Annotated in this window: 21 protein-coding genes and 2 tRNA genes; 18 read left to right on the top strand and 5 right to left on the bottom strand. The window is 45.2% G+C overall.

What is annotated here, in order from left to right; translation table 11 throughout:
- Positions 1–73: 73 nt before the first annotated feature.
- Positions 74–1,444, top strand: coding sequence for a UDP-N-acetylmuramate:L-alanyl-gamma-D-glutamyl-meso-diaminopimelate ligase (gene mpl, locus AACS90_RS01085; RefSeq protein WP_099120005.1), 1,371 nt, complete (start codon positions 74–76; stop codon positions 1,442–1,444).
- A 73-nt stretch (positions 1,445–1,517) separates the two neighbouring features.
- Here mpl and argR read toward each other — a convergent pair whose 3' ends face one another.
- The gene (gene argR / locus AACS90_RS01090; protein ID WP_099120006.1) at positions 1,518–1,988 is read right to left on the bottom strand and encodes a transcriptional regulator ArgR; all 471 of its coding nucleotides are present in this window, start codon (positions 1,986–1,988) and stop codon (positions 1,518–1,520) included.
- Positions 1,989–2,434: 446 nt separating this feature from the next.
- Here argR and mdh point away from each other — a divergent pair, with 446 nt between their 5' ends.
- Complete coding sequence (gene mdh, locus AACS90_RS01095; RefSeq protein ID WP_099120008.1) at positions 2,435–3,373, top strand: malate dehydrogenase; 939 nt, start codon at positions 2,435–2,437, stop codon at positions 3,371–3,373.
- A gap of 117 nt (positions 3,374–3,490) precedes the next feature.
- Here mdh and AACS90_RS01100 read toward each other — a convergent pair whose 3' ends face one another.
- Entirely contained in the window at positions 3,491–3,754 is a 264-nt protein-coding gene (locus tag AACS90_RS01100) for a helix-turn-helix domain-containing protein (protein WP_099120009.1), read from the bottom strand.
- A 187-nt stretch (positions 3,755–3,941) separates the two neighbouring features.
- Here AACS90_RS01100 and AACS90_RS01105 point away from each other — a divergent pair, with 187 nt between their 5' ends.
- Both AACS90_RS01105 and AACS90_RS01110 read left to right on the top strand, forming a co-directional pair.
- Positions 3,942–4,289, top strand: a complete 348-nt coding sequence (locus AACS90_RS01105; protein ID WP_099120010.1) for a DNA-binding protein — start codon at positions 3,942–3,944, stop codon at positions 4,287–4,289.
- Between the two features lie 88 nt (positions 4,290–4,377).
- Entirely contained in the window at positions 4,378–4,758 is a 381-nt protein-coding gene (locus AACS90_RS01110) for a DNA-binding protein (protein ID WP_099109389.1), read from the top strand.
- A gap of 27 nt (positions 4,759–4,785) precedes the next feature.
- On the opposite strand, the gene ispB is transcribed toward AACS90_RS01110, so the two are convergent.
- The gene (gene ispB / locus AACS90_RS01115) at positions 4,786–5,757 is read right to left on the bottom strand and encodes an octaprenyl diphosphate synthase (protein ID WP_099120011.1); all 972 of its coding nucleotides are present in this window, start codon (positions 5,755–5,757) and stop codon (positions 4,786–4,788) included.
- Positions 5,758–6,007: 250 nt separating this feature from the next.
- On the opposite strand from ispB, the gene rplU reads away from it, so the two are divergent.
- The 3 genes from rplU (at position 6,008) to cgtA (ending at position 7,894) form a co-directional block, all read left to right on the top strand.
- A complete protein-coding gene (gene rplU / locus AACS90_RS01120) occupies positions 6,008–6,316 on the top strand; it encodes a 50S ribosomal protein L21 (protein WP_099120012.1) in 309 nt (102 codons plus the stop codon).
- 20 nt (positions 6,317–6,336) lie between these two features.
- On the top strand, positions 6,337–6,594 hold the full coding sequence (gene rpmA / locus AACS90_RS01125; protein WP_086955134.1) for a 50S ribosomal protein L27: 258 nt from the start codon (positions 6,337–6,339) through the stop codon (positions 6,592–6,594).
- A 130-nt stretch (positions 6,595–6,724) separates the two neighbouring features.
- Positions 6,725–7,894: an Obg family GTPase CgtA gene (gene cgtA / locus AACS90_RS01130; protein WP_099120013.1), complete on the top strand. Its 1,170-nt coding sequence runs from the start codon at positions 6,725–6,727 to the stop codon at positions 7,892–7,894.
- A gap of 210 nt (positions 7,895–8,104) precedes the next feature.
- Here cgtA and dacB read toward each other — a convergent pair whose 3' ends face one another.
- The gene (gene dacB / locus AACS90_RS01135) at positions 8,105–9,553 is read right to left on the bottom strand and encodes a serine-type D-Ala-D-Ala carboxypeptidase (protein WP_193757094.1); all 1,449 of its coding nucleotides are present in this window, start codon (positions 9,551–9,553) and stop codon (positions 8,105–8,107) included.
- Between the two features lie 315 nt (positions 9,554–9,868).
- Between dacB and greA the strand changes: the two genes are divergently transcribed.
- Positions 9,869–10,345: a transcription elongation factor GreA gene (gene greA / locus AACS90_RS01140; RefSeq protein WP_099109394.1), complete on the top strand. Its 477-nt coding sequence runs from the start codon at positions 9,869–9,871 to the stop codon at positions 10,343–10,345.
- A 152-nt stretch (positions 10,346–10,497) separates the two neighbouring features.
- Here greA and yhbY read toward each other — a convergent pair whose 3' ends face one another.
- Positions 10,498–10,791: a ribosome assembly RNA-binding protein YhbY gene (gene yhbY, locus AACS90_RS01145; RefSeq protein WP_038261477.1), complete on the bottom strand. Its 294-nt coding sequence runs from the start codon at positions 10,789–10,791 to the stop codon at positions 10,498–10,500.
- Between the two features lie 135 nt (positions 10,792–10,926).
- On the opposite strand from yhbY, the gene rlmE reads away from it, so the two are divergent.
- The 10 genes from rlmE (at position 10,927) to infB (ending at position 21,798) form a co-directional block, all read left to right on the top strand.
- Positions 10,927–11,556, top strand: coding sequence for a 23S rRNA (uridine(2552)-2'-O)-methyltransferase RlmE (gene rlmE, locus AACS90_RS01150; RefSeq protein ID WP_099120015.1), 630 nt, complete (start codon positions 10,927–10,929; stop codon positions 11,554–11,556).
- A gap of 47 nt (positions 11,557–11,603) precedes the next feature.
- Positions 11,604–13,535, top strand: coding sequence for an ATP-dependent zinc metalloprotease FtsH (gene ftsH, locus AACS90_RS01155; RefSeq protein ID WP_169926585.1), 1,932 nt, complete (start codon positions 11,604–11,606; stop codon positions 13,533–13,535).
- A 114-nt stretch (positions 13,536–13,649) separates the two neighbouring features.
- Positions 13,650–14,507 carry a dihydropteroate synthase gene (gene folP / locus AACS90_RS01160; RefSeq protein ID WP_099120016.1) on the top strand — a complete coding sequence of 286 codons (858 nt, stop codon included), beginning with the start codon at positions 13,650–13,652 and terminating at the stop codon, positions 14,505–14,507.
- Between the two features lie 54 nt (positions 14,508–14,561).
- A complete protein-coding gene (gene glmM / locus AACS90_RS01165) occupies positions 14,562–15,899 on the top strand; it encodes a phosphoglucosamine mutase (protein ID WP_099109398.1) in 1,338 nt (445 codons plus the stop codon).
- Between the two features lie 186 nt (positions 15,900–16,085).
- Positions 16,086–16,433, top strand: a complete 348-nt coding sequence (gene secG / locus AACS90_RS01170; RefSeq protein WP_099120017.1) for a preprotein translocase subunit SecG — start codon at positions 16,086–16,088, stop codon at positions 16,431–16,433.
- Positions 16,434–16,542: 109 nt separating this feature from the next.
- A tRNA-Leu gene (locus AACS90_RS01175) sits at positions 16,543–16,632 on the top strand.
- 58 nt (positions 16,633–16,690) lie between these two features.
- Positions 16,691–16,767, top strand: a tRNA-Met gene (locus AACS90_RS01180).
- A 242-nt stretch (positions 16,768–17,009) separates the two neighbouring features.
- Positions 17,010–17,462 carry a ribosome maturation factor RimP gene (gene rimP / locus AACS90_RS01185; protein ID WP_153043626.1) on the top strand — a complete coding sequence of 151 codons (453 nt, stop codon included), beginning with the start codon at positions 17,010–17,012 and terminating at the stop codon, positions 17,460–17,462.
- 21 nt (positions 17,463–17,483) lie between these two features.
- Complete coding sequence (gene nusA / locus AACS90_RS01190; RefSeq protein WP_099120019.1) at positions 17,484–18,992, top strand: transcription termination factor NusA; 1,509 nt, start codon at positions 17,484–17,486, stop codon at positions 18,990–18,992.
- A 25-nt stretch (positions 18,993–19,017) separates the two neighbouring features.
- Positions 19,018–21,798, top strand: a complete 2,781-nt coding sequence (infB, locus tag AACS90_RS01195; RefSeq protein ID WP_099109402.1) for a translation initiation factor IF-2 — start codon at positions 19,018–19,020, stop codon at positions 21,796–21,798.
- The last annotated feature ends 121 nt before the right edge of the window (positions 21,799–21,919 follow it).

Raw genomic sequence — 21,919 nt, forward strand, 5'->3', positions numbered from 1 at the left:
AGGTCATTGCATTTCTAATCTATGATTTGATGGTTAGAATAGTGATACACTTCATGATATCGGATAGAAATAAATGCGTATTCATATTCTTGGCATTTGCGGAACTTTCATGGGAGGGCTGGCCATCCTCGCTCGCTCGTTAGGCCACGAAGTGACCGGCTCTGACGCCAATGTGTATCCTCCTATGAGTACTCTGTTGGAAAATCAGGGTATTGAACTGATCCAGGGATACGATCCTTCACAACTCAATCCTGTACCAGATATGGTGATCATCGGTAATGCCATGACACGGGGCAATCCTTGTGTTGAGGCGGTTTTGGATCGTGGTATTCCTTATACATCAGGCCCGCAGTGGCTGCATGATCACGTTTTGCCGGAGCGTTGGGTTCTGGCGGTTGCAGGAACACATGGCAAAACGACAACAGCCGGAATGCTGGCATGGATTCTGGAAGCCTGTGGTTATAAACCGGGATTTTTGATCGGTGGCGTACCGGGTAATTTTGAAGTTTCAGCACAACTGGGTGAAAGCCCGTTTTTCGTGATTGAAGCGGATGAGTATGATTGCGCTTTTTTTGACAAGCGTTCAAAATTCGTTCACTACAGCCCCCGCACGCTCGTTATGAACAATCTTGAATTCGATCATGCTGATATTTTCGAAAATTTGGCTGCGATTCAAAAACAATTCCATCACCTTGTCAGAGTTGTGCCGGGAACCGGTAAGATCCTGGCCCCCGACCATGACATTAATCTGAAACAGGTTATCGGCATGGGATGTTGGAGTGAACTGGAATATACCGGTGAAACAGGGAGCTGGCAGGCCAAAAAAACGACTCAGGACAGCAGTACTTATCAGGTGTTCCATCATGGTGAGTTGGTCGGTGAAGTTAGCTGGTCATTAGTGGGTGAACATAATATGCATAATGGCTTGATGGCCATTGCAGCAGCTTACCATGTTGGAGTGCAACCTGCGGACGCTTGTCAGGTATTGGGCGACTTTATTAATGCCCGTCGCCGTCTGGAGTTAGTCGGTGAGGTCAATGGCATCTCGATTTACGATGATTTTGCTCATCACCCAACAGCCATTCTGGCAACGCTGGAAGCGTTGAGAAGTAAGGCAGGGGGCATGGCTCGTATCCTTGCTGTTCTGGAACCTCGCTCAAATACGATGAAGCTCGGCATGAGCAAAAATGAGATAGCTCCTTCTCTGGGCCGTGCAGATGAAGTATTTCTGTTTCAGCCCGGTAATATTCCGTGGCAAGTTGCTGAGATAGCCGAACAGTGTATTCAACCCGCCCGTTGGTGTTCTGATATTGATGCGTTGGTACGGATGATCGTTGAATCAGCACAGCCCGGTGATCATATATTGATTATGAGCAACGGTGGTTTTGGTGGTATTCATGAGAAATTACTGGCGGCGTTGAACAAAAAGGATCAGGCGGCCTGATTGTTCATGTGAGAGGATCGCAATGATCGGGCGATCCTCTGTGTGGCTAAGTAGCGTTTAACCTATCATTAATTTACAGTTCTTGATCAAACAAATTGAGTATAGCTTCATAGAGCTGTGCCGTTGTAACGGCCTTTGTCGGGGTAGAAAAAACCGTATCATCCCCTGCGATGCTGCCAAGGATCCCTTCAGCTTTACCTAATGAATCCAGTAAGCGTGCAATTAATTGTGCTGCGCCGGGGCTAGTGCGAATAACCACGACTGAATGATTATAATCGACATCCAATACCAGATTTTTTAATGGGCTGGTGGCAGTAGGAACACCTAATTCAGCTGGCAGACAGTAGACCATTTCCATTTTTGCATTGCGGGTTCTGACTGCACCAAATTTTGTCAGCATTCTGGAAACTTTAGACTGGTTAATGTTTTCAAAGCCTTCTTCCTGAAGTGCTACAACAATCTCGCCCTGAGAGCTGAATTTTTCTTCTTTTAGTAATGCTTTGAAAGCTTTTACCAAATCTTCCTGTTTCGAAGGAATTCGCATATTTCACCATCGTTAAATCCGTTATGAAGTCAATATTATGCAAAAGAGTGAATTTTTATGCAAGGAAGGGACGGAAAGACCGTGACAGGATGCATAATTACATGATTGAACAAGGTAAATGTATTGTTAATAAAATGGAATCACTAGCAGTAAAAGAGAAGAACAGATTAATTAACTCATTAATTCATAAGATAGCAAGAATAATTCCTAAAAAAGTGTCCGTTATCTCATTAACAGATAAGCATTTTGTCTAAAATAAAGAACTTTGGTGTTCCATCCTCAGGCTATTCGGTAGATAATCTGGCTGTTAACAGATTGTTTTTAATACGTAGTGATGAGTAAGGCAGAAGGCTTATCCCATACCTGTATTGAATATGGTAAATTGAGCCTCTTAACCAGACAGATTTCAGTTTATTACAGCACTTAATTTTTAAAGGAGTATCAGGATGAAAGTTGCAGTTCTCGGTGCAGCCGGTGGTATTGGTCAGGCACTTGCCCTTCTACTCAAGACCCAGCTTCCTTCAGGTTCAGAACTTTCTTTGTATGACATTGCCCCGGTAACCCCAGGCGTTGCTGCCGATCTGAGCCATATCCCGACAGCAGTTAAGGTCACTGGTTTTGCGGGTGAAGATGCAACTCCAGCATTGGCAGGCGCAGATGTTGTATTGATTTCTGCTGGTGTAGCGCGTAAACCTGGTATGGATCGCTCAGATCTATTTAACATTAATGCAGGCATTATCCGTAATCTGGTTCAGCAGATTGCTAAAACATGCCCGAAAGCATTGATCGGAATTATTACTAACCCTGTGAACACGACTGTAGCAATCGCTGCTGAAGTGCTGAAAAAAGAGGGTGTGTACGATAAAAACCGTCTGTTTGGTATAACAACGCTGGATATTATCCGCTCTAATACCTTCATTGCTGAACTGAAAGGCAAAAAACCAGAAGAGCTGGAAGTTCCTGTTATCGGTGGTCACTCTGGGGTAACTATTCTGCCATTACTGTCTCAGATCCCTGGTGTTAGCTTCACTGCTGAAGAAGTTGAAGCTCTGACAAAACGTATCCAGAATGCCGGTACTGAAGTTGTTGAAGCAAAAGCGGGTGGCGGATCTGCGACTCTGTCTATGGGACAAGCAGCTGCCCGTTTCGGTCTTTCCCTGATCCGTGCTCTGCAGGGTGACAGCAATGTTATCGAATGCAGCTATGTAGAAGGTGATGGCAAACACGCTCGCTTCTTCGCACAACCTATTCGCTTAGGTAAAAATGGTATTGAAGAACGTTTAGATATTGGTCAGCTGAGTGAGTTTGAACAAAACGCCCTGAATAATATGTTAGACGTTCTGAAAAAAGATATTGAATTAGGCGAAAAATTTATTAATGGTTAATTCAATTAATTCTTAATTTATTAATATACGAATTAACTTAAATATATTAGATAACTAAAACCGCTAACTTAAATACAGTTAGCGGTTTTTCTTTTCAATAATTATATTGATAGCTAATTATTCTTTTTTCTCTCTGACTTTCCTTTCTAATAATTCCCCGGTATGGGGATCGAAATAACGGCTGGGCCATATTTCAGACGGATGAATACCTAAATAATTTGCTATTATCCATTCTCCCTTGGGCCATGGGCGAGAAAGAGTATTCGCCAAAGTTGATGAGCTTAATCCTGATTCACGGGAAACAGCGGCCAGAGTTGTTCCACGTTTACGTAAAGCAGCAATAATATCAGCAGGATGCCAATCCGATTTCATAGAAATCATTTTTTTAATCCTTTCCTATTAAATTTAGAGCCACATTAGTGGTATAACTAAAGCGTTAGAGTGAAATTAATAACGAACATGGATCTGTTATTAAGAAAATAAAATAACATTATTTTTTCTAAAAATATTTCTTATTTTTTCTTAATAACTTCTTTTTTGAACTTGGTTACAAAAATAGAGAAACATTATGAAAAAAGAGTGGTATACGGCAATGGAGTTGACCGGTGTAGGTGAGTTACCTAGATCACCACAAGGAGTGAATGCCAGAGCGAAACGTGAAGAATGGATGAGACAAAAACGAGCGGGTGTTCAGGGTAGGGCAATTGAATATCACTATTCTTGTTTTCCTGAATCAACTTTATCGGCTCTGGAACTTAATGAAATATCGCCTGAATATCAGGTTCAGAAACAAGACCCTCTGTCTATTTGGGTAAGTGCATTTAATTTACTCACGGATGAAGAAAAGGAGGTAATTACAGAAGTGATACTAAGAGATGGTATAAGAAGTTTTTTGGAAAAAATTCTAGCTACCTGAGCCAGCTTTTGAAAAGCCAAATTGAAAAACAAAGGGTATAAGATTTGGTTTTCTCTTTACTGCTCCGGTAATAAGCGAGGAGAGAGAGATGAAAAAAGAATGGTATTCTGCAAAGGAGCTCATTGGCCTCGCTGGTCTGCCATCATCCCCTCAAGGGGTAAACCTGATGGCAAGACGTGAAGGTTGGGAACAGCGTCGTAAGCGTGGGGTGCAGGGAAAAGCGCTCGAATATCATGTCAACAGCCTGCCTGAAGATGTTCTGAATGTACTGGCCGTGAGTGAAAGCTCGGTTGAGTACTACCGGAACAAACGGCAAGATCCGTTTATGATTTGGGTGGAAGCTTATTATCAACTGACCAAGCCCGAAAGGGAGCGCATGGTTAAGTTCATTTTACGCAAAGGACTAGCCAGCCTTGTACAATACACAGGAATTCAAGAGGTTGAAAACAAAGGCAGTATCTCAGACTGAACAGTCTGAGATACTGATTGCATAAGCTCAGGAAAGTCGCTGTACAGCGATATGGGCAAGTCCCACAAGGGCCGCTTTGTATGGAGACTCATCAAGTACTTGTAACGCTGAAATTGCCTTATCAGCTTCTTCCTCGGCCCGTTGGCGGGTGTAATTGAGTGAACCACACTGTTTCATCGTTGTAAGCACAGTATCCAACAAATGGCGGCCATTACCTTTTTCAATCGCCTCGCGGATCAATGCTGATTGCTCAGGAGTTCCGTGATTCATCGCATGTAAGAGCGGAAGAGTCGGCTTACCTTCATTCAGATCATCCCCAGTATTTTTTCCGAGCGTATTATCATCGGAATCGTAATCTAAAAGATCATCGATCAACTGGAATGCAGTACCAAGATAGCGACCATAATCGCGTAGTGCTGCTTCCTGATCCGGGGTTGCATTGGACAGAATGGCGGAAGAATGTGATGCCACTTCAAACAGGCGCGCCGTTTTGCTGTAAATGACGCGCATGTAATCATCTTCTGAAATATCCGGATCATTACAATTCATCAACTGCATCACTTCGCCTTCTGCAATGACATTCGTGGCATCGGACATCAGTTTCAGCACGCGCATTGAGTTGAGGTCAGTCATCATTTGAAACGAACGGGTATAGATAAAATCACCGACCAGTACGCTGGCTGCATTGCCATACATGGCATTAGCTGTTGCCCGACCGCGACGCATATCGGATTCATCTACGACATCATCATGAAGCAGGGTTGCTGTGTGAATAAATTCTATCAGGGCAGCAACTTTGATATGTTTCTCTCCCTCATGACCCAGTGCCTTAGCGACCAGCACGGCAATCATTGGGCGAATGCGTTTGCCACCGCCACTAATAATGTAATAGCCAAGCTGGTTGATAAGCGCAACATCAGAATTTAATTGGTTAAGAATGGTTTCATTAACCGCTGCCATATCATCAGCTGTAAGTTTAATTATCGATTCTAAGTTCATGTTTTGGCTTCGGACTCTGATTCAGAGCTGTGCTCATTAATTAGTATATCAATAGATATCACGTTTTATTGATTGTACTTGAAAAACCGTTCAAATAAATGACAATCGAAAAACTCCGCTTTTTTCTCATCTGTTCTAATTCTGCTCTTGTCTTCCAAACGGTTTTTGCGTAGAATTCGCGCCCTATTGTGAATATTTTATAGCGCGCTCTGGAAAGAATTTTAGGGGGTGCGCGGAAAGCGGAGTTTATATGTACGCGGTTTTCCAAAGTGGTGGTAAACAACACCGAGTAAGCGAAGGTCAGACAATTCGCTTGGAAAAGCTGGACATCGCAACAGGTGAAACTGTTGAGTTTGACCAGGTTCTGATGGTCGCTAATGGCGAAGATATCCAGATCGGCGCTCCAGTAATCGAAGGCGTTAAAGTTAAAGCTGAAGTAGTTGCACACGGTCGTGGCGAGAAAATTAAAATTGTTAAGTTTCGTCGTCGTAAACACAGCCGTAAGCAGCAGGGCCACCGTCAGTGGTTCACTGAAGTTAAGATCACTGGCATCGCTTAAGATATTAGGAGAGCAGATAAATGGCACACAAAAAGGCTGGCGGCTCGACTCGTAACGGTCGCGATTCCGAAAGTAAACGTCTGGGTGTAAAACGTTTTGGTGGTGAGTCTGTATTAGCAGGCAGCATCATCGTTCGTCAACGTGGTACTAAATTCCACGCAGGCAACAACGTAGGTTGTGGCCGTGACCACACCCTGTTCGCATTAGCTGACGGAAAAGTTAAATTCGAAGTTAAAGGTCCACAAAACCGTAAATTTATCAGCATCGTAGCTGAATAAATTTTTTGAACTTCGATCGAATCGGAAGCCCTGCAATGTGTGTTGCGGGGCTTTTTATATTTTGGATTACGCCATCTCTGGGTACGATCTGCCATCCAGCTTTATAGTGGCTATCCTACGGAGAAAAGTGATGAAATTTGTAGATGAAGCCAGAATACTGGTTGCAGCGGGAGATGGTGGCAATGGCTGTGTCAGCTTCCGTCGTGAAAAATATATTCCAAAAGGTGGGCCGGACGGCGGTGACGGCGGTGACGGCGGTGACGTCTATCTGCTGGCAGATGAAAACCTTAATACCCTGATTGACTACCGTTTTGAAAAATCCTTCCGTGCTGAACGTGGGCAAAACGGTCAGAGCCGTGATTGCACCGGCAAACGTGGTCAGGATATTACCATTAAAGTTCCGGTAGGAACCCGTATCCGCGATATCGCTACAGGAGAGATTCTGGGTGATATGGTGCGTCATGAGCAACGTCTGATGGTTGCCAAAGGTGGCTTCCACGGGCTGGGCAATACCCGCTTTAAATCCTCGGTTAACCGTGCTCCTCGTCAAAGAACAATGGGAACACCGGGAGAAACTCGTGACCTGATGCTGGAACTGATGCTGCTGGCTGATGTCGGTATGCTTGGTATGCCGAATGCGGGTAAATCCACCTTCATTCGAGCGGTTTCAGCAGCCAAACCTAAAGTGGCTGATTATCCATTTACAACGCTGGTACCAAGCCTTGGCGTTGTACGTATGGATAATGAGCAGAGCTTCGTAGTCGCTGATATTCCGGGTCTGATTGAAGGCGCATCAGAAGGTGCAGGTTTAGGTATCCGTTTCCTGAAACATCTGGAGCGTTGCCGTGTTCTGTTGCATCTCATTGATCTGTGCCCGATCGATGAATCTGATCCAGTAGAAAATGCCCGTATCATTATCAACGAGCTGCATAAGTACAGTGAGAAACTGGCTGAAAAACCACGTTGGCTGGTATTCAATAAAGTTGATCTGACTGATCCAGAAGAAGCTAAGCTGAAAGCAAAAGCAATTGCGGATGAACTGGGTTGGGAAGGCGATTACTACATGATTTCAGCCGTGAATCGTCAGGGGGTGAAAGAACTCTGCTGGGATATCATGGAATTCATTAAAGTTCAGCCTCGCCAGATGAATGCTGAAGAAGGCACTCAGCCGGAAAAAGTTGAATTCATGTGGGATGACTATCATAAGGAACAGTTGCAACAGGTATCTGAGGAAGATGATCTGGATGACGACTGGGACGAAGAAGATGAAGAAGGCATTGAGTTTATTTATAAACGCTAATTGCTTATTTCAGATACTTTAATGATGAAAAAGGGTGCTGTTAAAGCGCCCTTTTTTTCTGGAATTTCTTTTTATGAATTACTTATACCTTATGGATTTCGAGTTGCTTCACGGCGGCAAGGGAATGAATCCCCGGGAGCATAGATAACTATGTGACCGGGGTGAGTGAGCGTAGCCAACAACGAGGCAACTTGAAAGACGACAGGTATATCAATTATTCTGATAGAGAGATTTATATAAATGATGCTCGAAACGGACCAGAGGCGCTCGACGATTCCGTAGATTTTCTGGAGTAACAGAGTAAGATGAAATAAATTGGACGAAAGCAATCTGTTGCCCACTGGCGGCTGTCATAAAGCCAGCAAGATTATACACCCCTTGCAGTGAACCTGTTTTTGCAAATACCTTACCATCCACACCCGCAGTATGAAGTCCCGGACGATAGGCTAACGTGCCGTCAAAACCTGCTTTAGGCAACATCGAGATGATATCCAGCTCATTATCGTGTTGCGCGATGAATTGCAGGATTTCCATCATTGTTGAAGGGGTGATGAGATCGTGACGTGAAAGACCAGAACCATCAACGATGACCGCATTACCGATATCAATACCGGCTTTTTGTTTTAGAATTTGGCGGATAGCATCAGACCCGGAACGCCATGTACCGGGAACATTAAAGTAATAATGGCCCAGAGTGCGATAAACCGTATCTGCTATCATGTTATCTGATTTTTTTAGCATCACCTTGAGCAAATCAGGTAAAGGTGCCGATTGATTCATTGCCAGCGTTTTTTCGGGCTGCTGAGGAAATGATTGGCGCCGTAGATGGCCTTTCAGTTCAATTCCAGCGAGACGTAATTCATTTTTCAGTATAGTTCCAGCATAGCTTGCCCCATTCTGGATAGCAAATGCCAGTGGCAATGGTTCATCGCGCTGGGTCAGACAGCCAGTCAGGGTATATCGGTTTAATTCGCCTGTGGTTACATCAAGTTCACAGTATTTTGCTTCCGATGAGCCTTTAGCGAGCGTTTTAACTTCGCTGAAGACGTTGACGGGATAATAAGAAGGCGTGTGAACAATAGCTGGTTCATTTACCTGTTCTGCGCTATAGAGTAGGACAGAAAAGCAATTTTTATCGACAATGGCAGCGCCGGGCGGCGCGCTGAAACATTGGGTCATATCATTCCATACCCATCCTGGCGCTTTATCGTGGCTGGAAAAAATAGAAATGTCGATGATGAGATCGCCGTTAATCTGCTGTATACCCGACTGTTTCAGCTTCTCAACCATATTGCGTAGTTGCGTGCGCGTCAGTGATGGATCGCCGACAAAGCGGGCAATAAGGTTACCCTTTAATTTGCCATCTTCAATATTGGCATTGCTCTCCAGCGTTGTGACAAAACGAAAATCTTTGCCAAGCTGTAATAAGGCAGCTAATGCTGTCACTATTTTCTGAGTACTGGCCGGTAATGCCAGTTGTTGCCCACGATAATCAATAATTGGTGCTTTTTCACCGATTCTTTGGGCGATAAATGAAACATTGGCCCCTGCTGGCAAATATTCAATATTCTTCTCAATTGAAGAAGCATTTGCACTAAAAACGCTCAGGCTCAAACTGAGCATACAAGCTATTTTGCTGGTAACTTTTAAAAGAGCCATAGATCTCGCATATAAATGTGGGTGTATTTCAATAAAATTTGTATTAATAATACTAAGACGCAATTCAGGAAAAAGTAAACGATGATCCATCACCAACTCTACGTTAAAATGATAGATTAGCAGGTAGAATGTGTATGTGAACTATCAGACTATTCTGTAGTTTACGCCCCTTTTATTGTCTGGAAGCCCACCTGATAGGGTGTGCTCATTGTGTTGCAATATATTGCAATCTACTGTTATTGCAAAATAAGTTACCTTTTTGCAAAAATCAGGAAGATGTTGTCTGGGCTTAGGATTGATTTAGAGGTTTAATAAATGAAACAAATTCCGATGACGGTACGTGGCGCGGATAAATTGCGCGAAGAATTAGAACATTTGAAAAATGTACGTCGCCCTCAAATTATTGCTGCAATCGCTGAGGCACGTGAACACGGTGATTTGAAAGAAAATGCCGAATATCATGCTGCCCGTGAGCAACAGGGGTTTTGTGAAGGCCGTATTCAAGAAATTGAAGCTAAACTTTCTAATGCGCAGGTGATAGATATCACGAAGATGACCAACAATGGCCGCGTGATTTTTGGTGCGACGGTAACGGTGCTGAATGTTGATTCTGATGAAGAACAGACTTATCGCATTGTGGGTGACGATGAAGCGAATATTAAAGAAAATCTGCTTTCGGTTAATTCACCTATTGCTCGTGGCTTAATTGGCAAAGAAGTGGATGATGTAGCTGTGATTGAAACACCTGGCGGTAAAGTGGAATATGAAGTTCTGAACGTCGAGTATGTTTGATATTCAGCTTAAAAGCTAAGTTTTCCTTCCCACACGATGTGTGCGGGAGGGAAAATGGTAAGTGGTCATAATACCGGTAATGATAATGAAAAGGCCCGATGAGGTCTTTTTTTGTCATGATAAAATGGCACTTTTGTATAAAGATATTGAGATTATTTCGGTAAACTAATCTTACGCTCTTCAGAAGGGCGATAGAGAACTAGCATTTTTCCAATAATTTGCACATTATATGCACCAGTTTCACGAACAATAGCTTCCGCGATCAAAGTTTTGATTTCACGGTCTTCGCCTGCAACTTTGACTTTGATAAGCTCGTGATGCGAAAGGGTTTGTTCGATTTCGGCCAATACGCCTTCAGTCAGTCCGTTGTTACCGATCATGACAACAGGCTTTAATGAATGAGCGAGACTTTTCAGGTATTGCACTTGTTTCTTGTTAAGAGTCATCGTTTTTTTGCTTAGTTGGGATTGAAAACGACCTATTCTACCGCCATCTCTTATCTATCACCATAAGTGTGTGGTGTGGTTTGATAAGAGAGTGAAAAAAATAAGACTCTCTGTTAGTAACAGTTGGAAAGAACAATGGCCAATAAAAAACGCTCAGCAAGCTCAAGTCGCTGGTTACAAGAACATTTTAGTGATAAATATGTTCTTAAGGCGCAGAAAAAAGGGCTTCGCTCCCGCGCTTGGTTTAAACTTGATGAGATACAGCAAAGCGACAAAATATTTAAACCGGGCATGACCGTTGTTGATTTAGGCGCTGCTCCAGGTGGGTGGTCTCAATACGTAGTCAGTCAGATTGGTGGACGTGGGCGGGTCATTGCCTGCGATCTTTTGCCAATGGATCCCATTGTCGGCGTTGATTTTCTGCAAGGGGATTTTCGTGATGAGCAGGTATTGAAAACATTACTTGAGAGAGTTGGTGATAATAAAGTCCAGGTCGTCATGTCGGATATGGCTCCCAATATGAGTGGAACCCCCGCGGTCGATATTCCTCGATCCATGTATCTGATTGAATTAGCATTGGATATGTGTCGTGATGTGCTGGCCCCTGGGGGCAGTTTTATTGTCAAAGTGTTTCAGGGAGAAGGCTTTGATGAATACCTGAGGGAAATACGCTCCCTTTTTACGAAGGTTAAAATTCGTAAACCGGACGCTTCGCGGGCACGTTCGCGTGAAGTATACATTGTAGCGACGGGGCGGAAAGTATAGTACCCTGCTGCTATTTGTTAACACAGTTGTAATAAGAGGTTAATCCCTTGAGTGACATGGCGAAAAACCTGATTCTCTGGTTAGTCATCGCAGTTGTCTTGATGTTATTGTTCCAGAGTTTTGGTCCCGGCGATTCTAGTGGTCGTAGGGTGGATTACTCTAACTTCATCAGTGAGTTATCACAGAATCAAATAAGTGAAGTACGTATTTCTGGTCGTGACATTGATTTCACTAAGAAAGACAACGGTGGAAAATACAGCACGTATATGCCAGTTCCAGATGAGAAGCTGCTGGATACACTGCTAAACAAACAGGTAAAAGTTGTTGGTGAACCACCAGAACAACAGGGCCTGTTAGCGTCTATCTTTATTTCATGGTTCCCAATGCTGCTGCTGATTGGCGTTTGGATCTTCTTTATGCGTCAAATGCAAGGTGGTGGCGGTAAAGGGGCGATGTCTTTCGGTAAAAGCAAAGCTCGTATGCTGACGGAAGATCAGATCAAAACGACATTTGCAGACGTTGCTGGTTGTGACGAAGCAAAAGAAGAAGTGGGTGAGCTGGTGGAATACCTGCGTGAACCCGGCCGTTTCCAGAAACTGGGTGGTAAGATCCCGAAAGGCATCCTGATGGTTGGGCCTCCGGGTACAGGTAAGACCCTGCTGGCGAAAGCAATCGCAGGTGAGGCTAAAGTACCATTCTTTACCATTTCTGGTTCTGACTTCGTTGAAATGTTTGTTGGTGTTGGTGCTTCCCGTGTTCGTGATATGTTCGAACAGGCGAAAAAAGCCGCTCCTTGTATTATCTTTATCGATGAAATCGACGCGGTAGGCCGTCAGCGCGGCGCTGGTCTGGGTGGTGGACACGATGAACGTGAACAGACACTGAACCAGATGCTGGTTGAGATGGATGGCTTCGAAGGTAATGAAGGTATCATCGTTATTGCTGCAACCAACCGTCCTGATGTACTGGACCCTGCGCTGCTGCGTCCTGGCCGTTTTGACCGTCAGGTGGTTGTTGGCCTGCCTGATGTACGTGGTCGTGAACAAATTCTGAAAGTTCACATGCGTCGTATCCCGCTGGATACCGACATTGATGCTTCCATCATTGCCCGTGGTACACCAGGATTCTCGGGTGCCGATTTGGCGAACCTGGTGAACGAAGCTGCTCTGTTTGCTGCCCGTGGCAACAAACGTGTCGTTTCAATGGTGGAATTTGAGAAAGCCAAAGATAAGATCATGATGGGCGCAGAACGTCGCTCAATGGTCATGACGGAAGAGCAGAAAGAATCTACTGCTTATCATGAAGCAGGGCACGCCATTATTGGTCGTCTGGTTCCTGAGCATGATCCGGTTCATAAAGTGACGATTATCCCACGTGGTCGTGCATTGGGTGTGACTTTCTTCCTGCCAGAGGGTGATCAAATCAGCGCCAGCCGCCAGAAACTGGAAAGCCAGATTTCTACTTTATACGGCGGACGTCTTGCAGAAGAGATCATCTACGGCCCAGAGAATGTTTCTACCGGTGCATCGAACGATATCAAAGTAGCAACATCCATTGCCCGCAACATGGTCACGCAGTGGGGCTTCTCAGAAAAACTGGGGCCATTACTGTATGCGGAAGAAGAGGGTGAGGTTTTCCTTGGTCGTTCAGTCGCTAAAGCGAAACACATGTCGGAAGATACTGCTCGCTTAATTGATCAGGAAGTTAAGGTTCTCGTTGACCGTAACTACCAGCGTGCACGTCAGATTCTGATGGATAATCTGGACATCCTGCACTCGATGAAAGATGCGTTGATGAAGTATGAAACCATTGATGCGCCTCAGATTGATGACCTGATGAACCGTACTACCGTTCGTCCACCGGCAGGCTGGGAAGGCGATAACAGAAATGGCGGTAATAGCAATAATAGTAATAACCGTCAGGATACATCATCTCAGCAGCAGTCTGCGAAACCTGCGGATGGTAACCCAACCGCATAATCTACTCAAACCAAAGGCAACTATAAATAACACAGGTTGCCTCTGGTTTTGACAGACCGTACTGATTAAACCCCGGGGTAAACCTGGGGTTTTTAACATTAAGGCTCCCTAGCAATGAAACTGACAGCCAGAGGAAGTATCCTTGATCTTTCCCATCCACAGGTTATGGGGATTTTGAATGTCACTCCTGACTCCTTCTCAGATGGTGGTACACACAATACCCTAGATACAGCCTTACACCATGCTGTCAGTATGATTGGAGAAGGTGCCACTATTATTGATGTCGGCGGGGAATCGACACGCCCCGGTGCAGATGAGGTCAGTGAACAGGAAGAACTGGATCGTGTTGTGCCCGTAATCGAGGCTTTGTCCCGGCGTTTTGATGTCTGGATATCGGTTGATACTTCAAAAGCTATCGTGATACAGGAATCTGCAAAAGCCGGCGCTCACATTATCAATGATATTCGCTCATTACAGGAGCCGAATGCTCTGGAAGAGGCAGCCAAAACAGGCTTACCCGTTTGCTTGATGCATATGCAGGGACAGCCCGGAACGATGCAGGCAGAACCGCATTACACTGATGTTATAGCGGAAGTAAAAGCATTTTTGGAAGCTCAGATTGAGCGCTGTATCGCGGCTGGTATTGCAAAAAATAACCTAATAATCGATCCGGGCTTCGGTTTTGGTAAGAATTTATCGCATAATTATCAGTTATTGGCTCAGTTGAAAGCATTTCATCATCTTGGTGTACCCATCTTGGCGGGCATGTCGCGTAAGTCAATGATTGGGCAGTTACTTCATGTACCCCCTCAGGAAAGAGTCACGGGAAGTGTTGCCTGTGCTGTCATTGCAGCAATGCAAGGCGCTCAGATTATTCGTGTGCATGATGTAAAAGAAACTGTGCAGGCAATGCAGATTGTTCAGGCAACCTTGTCAGAGAAAAATACGCTATCAGCAACAGACAATTTTTGAACAAAGAACGATCTGTGAACAACGAATACGTTCAGCAAAGGAAGAAAGAAGTTTATGAGTAACCGTAAATATTTTGGTACCGATGGTATCCGTGGCAAAGTCGGCAACAGTCCGATTACCCCTGATTTTGTTTTAAAACTTGGCTGGGCTGCGGGGAAAGTACTGGCGCGCCATGGTTCTCGCAAAATTATTATTGGTAAAGATACCCGTATTTCTGGTTATATGCTGGAATCTGCTCTGGAAGCAGGCCTGGCAGCTGCCGGGTTATCCGCCTCATTTACCGGTCCTATGCCAACACCTGCCGTGGCATATCTGACACGCACTTTTCGTGCTGAAGCCGGAATTGTGATTTCTGCTTCCCATAACCCTTACTATGATAACGGAATTAAATTTTTTTCCATTGATGGCACCAAACTTCCTGATGATGTGGAAGAAGCGATTGAAGCTGAAATGGAAAAACCACTGACTTGCGTAGAATCCGCTGAGTTAGGGCGTGCTAATCGGATTGTTGATGCGGCTGGTCGTTATATTGAATTCTGTAAAGGTACATTTCCTAGTGAACAAAGCCTGAATGGATTGAAAATTGTACTGGATTGCGCTAATGGCGCGACTTACCATATTGCGCCAAACGTTCTTAGAGAACTGGGTGCTGAGGTGATCGCCATTGGCTGCGAGCCAAACGGCATTAACATTAATGAAGAATGCGGTGCAACGGATGTCCGTTTATTACAGAAGCGGGTACTGGAAGAACAGGCTGATGTCGGTCTGGCATTTGATGGCGATGGTGATCGCATTATCATGGTTGATCACCTGGGCCATAAAGTGGATGGAGACCAGATACTTTACATCATTGCACGTGAAGCATTACGTCAAGGGCAGCTGCGTGGCGGAGCCGTTGGTACTTTGATGAGTAATATGGGACTGGAGCTGGCATTGAAGCAGCTTGGCATTCCATTTGAACGTGCAAAAGTGGGTGACCGCTATGTACTGGAAAAATTACAGGAAAAAGGCTGGCGTCTGGGTGCAGAAAACTCAGGCCATATCATCTTGCTGGATAAGACCACTACAGGTGACGGTGTTGTTGCTGGTTTGCAGGTTTTGAGCGCAATGGTACGTAATGACATGACCCTGCATGATTTGTGTAGTGGCATGAAGCTGTTGCCTCAGGTACTGGTTAATGTGCGTTTTGCGGGCAATAACGATCCACTTCAATCAGAACAGGTACTGGAAGTAGTTAAAGAGGTTGAAAACGAGTTAAATGGCCGAGGTCGTGTTCTGCTGCGTAAATCAGGCACTGAACCTCTGATCCGCGTTATGGTGGAAGGGGAAGATGAAGAACAGGTCACTACATTGGCGCATCGTATCGCTGATTCAGTGAAAGGGATGAGCTGATTTGTTGATTTTTTCCTCAATCAGCGTCAGTATTTAAAATTAACCTTGCTTGTCTGAGACGCTTTGGTTAGTATTCACACCCGCTCAATCAGTTAATTTTTCTAATTGAGTGGGTGATGCAGAATAACGTTACCGTAGTATAACGTCACAGTTATGGTAAATCCCACGAGGAAACGGGTACAACATATGTATGAAGCTCTTTTAGGTATATTCTTGCTGGTCGGTATCGGGCTAATTGCTCTGGTTCTGTTACAGCAGGGGAAAGGTGCTGATATGGGTGCTTCCTTTGGTGCGGGTGCGTCTGCAACAATATTTGGTTCATCGGGTTCTGCGAATTTTATGACCCGTATGACAGCGGTTTTTGCAACATTGTTTTTTGTTATCAGTCTGATTCTGGGAAATATGACCACGAATAGAACTGGTTCAAGCGGCAAATGGGAAAACCTTAGTGAGCCTGTAAAAACTGAAAAACAGGCAGAGACTCCGGCAATACCGGCAGCTCCAGCTAAACCAAATAGTGATATCCCTCAGTAATTTTTGGTAGAAAGTTTTCTGTCAGAAATAGTCAGTAAAAGAATTGAAGTAGGGTTGTTTATTTAAACAGTTATTATTAGCCGCTTAAGATAACAGTCCTATAATCAGTGCCGAGGTGGTGAAATTGGTATACACGCTACCTTGAGGTGGTAGTGCCTAAACAACGGGCGTACGGGTTCAAGTCCCGTCCTCGGCACCATTAATCTAGAAACTTGCGTTTTTAGTATTATCAGCGTAAGATTTGCCACGTTTTCGAACGCGGGATGGAGCAGCATGGTAGCTCGTCGGGCTCATAACCCGAAGGTCGTCGGTTCAAATCCGGCTCCCGCAACCACTTCTTAACAACTATGTACCTTTTCAAACAGTTATAAGCTTAGCGACCATAGAGGTATTAACCCTGATTTGACAGGTTGCTTCATGAGGTATAGCTTTGATAGGTATTACAAGAAGTTGGTTGAGACCACTGGCAGTAAACAGGGTCCAGTTACATAAAGCCCCGCGTATCGGGGTTTTTTGTTATTTGACAGCAGAACTACTGGGCTAATATAGCCCTTTTTTTATGTCTTGGGGGTGGGCTTGTCCACATTAGAGCAAAAATTAACAGCGATGATTTCAGCACCAGTTGAAGCTTTAGGTTATGAATTAGTGGGCCTGGAGTTTATTCGCGCACGCGTATCGACACTGCGAGTCTATATCGATAGTGAGGAGGGTATCACTGTTGATGATTGTGCTGATGTTAGCCATCAGGTCAGTGCAGTACTCGACGTCGAAGATCCGATCCCAGGGTTTTACAACCTGGAAATATCTTCTCCGGGGCTTGAGCGTCCACTGTTTAAGGCTGAACACTACCAGCGTTTCATGGGGGAAGAAATCAACCTGATGTTACGCATGGCAATGCAGAATCGTCGTAAATGGCAAGGTATTATCAAAGCCGTTGATGGTGAAATGATTACGGTTACGGTGGATGGAAAAGACGAAGTGTTCGCACTGAGCAACATCCAGAAAGCGAACCTGGTACCCCACTTTTAAAGTTCGGATGAGGCAACTAGGATGAATAAAGAAATTCTGGCTGTTGTTGAAGCGGTTTCTAATGAAAAATCTCTCCCTCGCGAAAAAATCTTCGAAGCATTAGAGATTGCACTGGCGACAGCCACCAAGAAAAAATATGAGCAAGAAATCGATGTTCGTGTCTGCATCGATCGTAAATCCGGTGATTTTGATACCTTCCGCCGCTGGGTTGCGGTAGAAGAAGTCACCCAGCCTACCCGCGAAATCACACTGGAAGCGGCAAAATTTGACGACCCGGAAGTTGAACTGGGTGGTTATATTGAAGACCAGATTGAATCGGTAACTTTTGACCGTATCACAACTCAGACCGCAAAACAGGTTATCGTACAGAAAGTACGTGAAGCTGAGCGCGCAATGGTCGTTGATCAATTCCGCGAACAGCAGGGTGAGATCGTGACCGGTCAGGTTAAAAAAGTAAACCGTGAAAACATTACGCTTGATCTGGGTAATAACGCTGAAGCGGTTATTTTGCGTGAAGATATGCTGCCACGTGAAAACTTCCGTCCTGGTGACCGTGTACGTGGTGTCTTATATGACGTACGTCCGGAAGCTCGTGGTGCACAGCTATTTATCACCCGCTCCCGCCCTGAAATGCTGGTTGAATTGTTCCGTATTGAAGTGCCGGAAATTGGCGAAGAGATCATTGAGATCAAAGCTGCTGCCCGTGATCCGGGTTCCCGCGCTAAAATCGCAGTGAAAACTAACGACAAGCGTATTGACCCGGTTGGTGCTTGCGTAGGCATGCGCGGTGCAAGGGTACAGGCGGTTTCCAGCGAGCTGGGCGGTGAAAGAATTGATATTGTGTTGTGGGATGATAACCCAGCGCAATTTGTCATTAATGCAATGGCTCCGGCGGATGTTGCCTCTATCGTTGTTGATGAAGATAACTGCACGATGGATGTTGCCGTGGAAAACAGTAATCTTGCTCAGGCGATTGGCCGTAATGGTCAAAACGTCCGTCTGGCGGCACAATTGCTGAAAAAACATCGTGGTGATGACAAGTGGGAACTGAATGTCATGACTGCGGAAGAGCTGCAAGCAAAACATCAGGCAGAAGCTCATGCTTCTATTGATACATTTACCAAGCATCTCGACATTGATGAAGATTTCGCCACCTTATTGGTCGAAGAAGGTTTCTCTACACTGGAAGAACTGGCCTATGTACCAGTTAATGAACTTCTGGCTGTAGAAGGTCTTGATGAAGAAACCGTTGAAGTTCTCCGTGAACGTGCGAAAGCGGCCTTGACAACGCTGGAACTGGCTCAGAAAGAGAGTCTTGGTGATCAACAGCCAGCCCAAGATTTACTGGATTTGCCTGGCATGGAACGTGCTTTAGCGTTTAATCTGGCTGCCCGTGGCATCTGTACTCTGGAAGATCTTGCCGAACAGGGTATCGACGACTTATCTGATATCGAAGGACTGAGTGATGAGCAAGCAGGAGAACTCATTATGGCAGCCCGAAATATCTGTTGGTTTGGCGATGATGCATAAATAAACTGTAGCAGGAAGGAACAGAATGACAGAGGTAACCGTAAAATTACTGGCAGAAGAGATCCAGACATCGGTTGAACGCCTGATCCAGCAATTCACTGATGCTGGCATTCAGAAAACCGCAACTGACTCTGTTTCCCAGAAAGAAAAAGAAGCTTTGCTGGCCCACCTGAACCGCGAACAAGGCGGTACTGGTGGCCAGCCAGGTAAATTGACACTACAGCGTAAAACGCGCAGTACACTGAACGTCCCTAGCACCGGTGGCAAAAGTAAATCGGTAGCGATTGAAGTCCGCAAAAAACGCACATATGTGAACCGTGACGCGATTGAACAGGCTAAAGCGGAAGAACAGGCGCAGCGTGAAGCGGAAGAGCAGGCTCGGCGCGAGGCAGAAGAGAAAGCGCGGCTTGAAACTGAAGCGAAGAAACTCGCGGAAGAGCAAGCTCAACGTGAAGCGGAAGAACAGGCAAAACGCGAAGCAGAAAAGCAAGCTAAACGTGAAGCAGAAGAAAAAGCCAAACGTGAAGAGGCTGAAAAGGCTCAGCGTGAGGCAGCGGAAAAAGAAAAAGTGACTACTAAGCAACATACCGAAACCAAGTCTAAATCAGTGCAAACTGAGGCAGCAGCGCAAAATGAAAAAGCGCGCCGTGAAGCTGAAGCAGCAAATTTAAAACGCAAAGCTGAAGAAGAGATGCGCCGTAAAGTTGAAGCAGAAGCAAAACGTGTAGCAGAAGAAGCACGTCGCATGGCAGAAGAGAATAAGGATAAATGGTCCAACGATGCTGATGTAAATGACAACAGCAACAGTGACTACCATGTAACAACTTCCCGTCATGCCCGTGATGCGGAAGATGAGAATGACGCCAAAGTTGAAGGCGATCGTCGTACCCGCAGCCGCGGTGGTAAAAACACCCGCCAGAAGAAAAATAACAAACATTCTGAATCGAAAGCTGATCGTGAAGAAGCACGTGCAGTTGGCCGTACTAAAGGCAAACAGCGTAAACCGAGTGCTTTGCAACAAAGCTTTAATAAACCTGTCGTCGCTGTTAACCGTGATGTTGTGATTGGTGAAACCATCACTGTTGCTGAACTGGCTAACAAAATGGCAGTAAAAGGTTCTCAGGTTATCAAAACCATGATGAAGATGGGCGCAATGGCGACTATCAATCAGGTTATTGATCAGGAAACCGCTCAGCTGGTTGCTGAGGAAATGGGCCACAAAGTTATCCTGCGTCGTGAAAACGAGCTGGAAGAAGCGCTGATGAGTGATCGTGACACTGGTGAAACTCAGGCTGAACCACGTGCGCCTGTAGTGACCATCATGGGCCACGTTGACCACGGTAAAACCTCTTTGCTGGACTATATCCGTTCAACCAAAGTGGCATCTGGCGAAGCAGGTGGTATTACTCAGCACATCGGTGCATACCATGTGAAAACTGAGAAAGGTATGATCACCTTCTTGGATACCCCTGGCCATGCTGCATTTACCTCCATGCGTGCTCGTGGTGCTAAAGCGACCGATATCGTTGTTCTGGTTGTTGCGGCGGATGACGGCGTGATGCCTCAGACCATCGAAGCTATCCAGCACGCTAAGGCTGCTAATGTGCCGGTTGTTGTTGCGGTTAACAAAATCGATAAGCCAGAAGCTGATCCGGATCGTGTGAAAAACGAATTGTCACAGTACGGCATCATTCCGGAAGAGTGGGGCGGCGAGACTCAGTTCATGCATGTATCAGCAAAAGCTGGTCTTGGTATTGATGAATTGCTGGAAGCTATCCTGCTACAGGCTGAAGTACTGGAACTGAATGCAGTTCACTCTGGCATGGCAAACGGTGTGGTTATCGAATCCTTCCTGGATAAAGGCCGTGGCCCGGTTGCTACAATTCTGGTGCAGTCCGGTACGCTGAACAAAGGTGATATCGTTCTGTGCGGCTTTGAATATGGCCGTATCCGTGCGATGCGTAACGAACTTGGTCAGGAAGTCATGACTGCGGGTCCATCCATTCCTGTGGAAATCCTGGGTCTGTCCAACGTACCGTCTGCGGGTGATGAAGCGACTGTTGTACGTGACGAGAAAAAAGCACGTGAAGTTGCTCTGTATCGTCAGGGTAAATTCCGTGAAGTGAAACTGGCTCGTCAGCAGAAATCTAAACTGGAAAACATGTTTGCGAACATGGAAGAAGGTAAAGTATCTGAACTGAACATCGTTCTGAAAACTGATGTTCAGGGTACATGCGAAGCAATTTGTGATTCACTGCTGAAACTGTCTACTGACGAAGTTAAAGTGAAGATCATTGGTTCTGGCGTAGGTGGTATCACTGAAACTGACGCAACACTGGCCGCAGCTTCTAATGCTATCATTCTGGGCTTTAACGTACGTGCTGATGCTTCTGCACGCCGTATCATTGAAAACGAAAGCGTTGACCTGCGTTACTACTCTGTTATCTATAGTTTGATTGATGAAATTAAACAGGCGATGAGTGGTATGCTGGCACCAGAATACAAACAGCAAATCATGGGTCTGGCAGAAGTCCGTGATGTCTTCAAATCACCTAAATTTGGTGCGATTGCTGGCTGTATGGTGACAGAAGGTAACATCAAGCGTAATAACCCAATCCGTGTACTGCGTGACAACGTGGTTATCTACGAAGGTGAGCTGGAATCCCTGCGTCGCTTTAAGGATGATGTCAACGAAGTCCGTAATGGTATGGAATGTGGTATCGGTGTGAAGAACTACAATGATGTTCGCGTTGGCGATATGATTGAAGTCTTCGAAGTGGTTGAAGTGAAACGCTCCATCGATTAAAAACCACAATTGACCCGTTAAATTTCAGGTTGTCTCTAATGGCGACAACCTGAATAAAACAGGGTATATACACAATGGATTTCAAGGTGCGTCGCGGCGGCAAGGGAGAGAATCCCTAGGA

The organism is Xenorhabdus sp. KK7.4, assembly GCF_963876465.1.
Lineage (GTDB): Bacteria > Pseudomonadota > Gammaproteobacteria > Enterobacterales > Enterobacteriaceae > Xenorhabdus > Xenorhabdus stockiae.

Coding starts and splice junctions, on each gene's coding strand:
- yhbY (WP_038261477.1), bottom strand. CDS start 10,791: ATGACTCTTAACAAGAAACAAGTGCAATACCTGAAAAGTCTCGCTCAT.
- infB (WP_099109402.1), top strand. CDS start 19,018: ATGACAGAGGTAACCGTAAAATTACTGGCAGAAGAGATCCAGACATCG.
- mpl (WP_099120005.1), top strand. CDS start 74: ATGCGTATTCATATTCTTGGCATTTGCGGAACTTTCATGGGAGGGCTG.
- secG (WP_099120017.1), top strand. CDS start 16,086: ATGTATGAAGCTCTTTTAGGTATATTCTTGCTGGTCGGTATCGGGCTA.
- mdh (WP_099120008.1), top strand. CDS start 2,435: ATGAAAGTTGCAGTTCTCGGTGCAGCCGGTGGTATTGGTCAGGCACTT.
- rlmE (WP_099120015.1), top strand. CDS start 10,927: ATGGCCAATAAAAAACGCTCAGCAAGCTCAAGTCGCTGGTTACAAGAA.
- ispB (WP_099120011.1), bottom strand. CDS start 5,757: ATGAACTTAGAATCGATAATTAAACTTACAGCTGATGATATGGCAGCG.
- glmM (WP_099109398.1), top strand. CDS start 14,562: ATGAGTAACCGTAAATATTTTGGTACCGATGGTATCCGTGGCAAAGTC.
- rplU (WP_099120012.1), top strand. CDS start 6,008: ATGTACGCGGTTTTCCAAAGTGGTGGTAAACAACACCGAGTAAGCGAA.
- AACS90_RS01100 (WP_099120009.1), bottom strand. CDS start 3,754: ATGATTTCTATGAAATCGGATTGGCATCCTGCTGATATTATTGCTGCT.
- nusA (WP_099120019.1), top strand. CDS start 17,484: ATGAATAAAGAAATTCTGGCTGTTGTTGAAGCGGTTTCTAATGAAAAA.
- argR (WP_099120006.1), bottom strand. CDS start 1,988: ATGCGAATTCCTTCGAAACAGGAAGATTTGGTAAAAGCTTTCAAAGCA.
- rpmA (WP_086955134.1), top strand. CDS start 6,337: ATGGCACACAAAAAGGCTGGCGGCTCGACTCGTAACGGTCGCGATTCC.
- folP (WP_099120016.1), top strand. CDS start 13,650: ATGAAACTGACAGCCAGAGGAAGTATCCTTGATCTTTCCCATCCACAG.
- AACS90_RS01105 (WP_099120010.1), top strand. CDS start 3,942: ATGAAAAAAGAGTGGTATACGGCAATGGAGTTGACCGGTGTAGGTGAG.
- AACS90_RS01110 (WP_099109389.1), top strand. CDS start 4,378: ATGAAAAAAGAATGGTATTCTGCAAAGGAGCTCATTGGCCTCGCTGGT.
- dacB (WP_193757094.1), bottom strand. CDS start 9,553: ATGGCTCTTTTAAAAGTTACCAGCAAAATAGCTTGTATGCTCAGTTTG.
- cgtA (WP_099120013.1), top strand. CDS start 6,725: ATGAAATTTGTAGATGAAGCCAGAATACTGGTTGCAGCGGGAGATGGT.
- greA (WP_099109394.1), top strand. CDS start 9,869: ATGAAACAAATTCCGATGACGGTACGTGGCGCGGATAAATTGCGCGAA.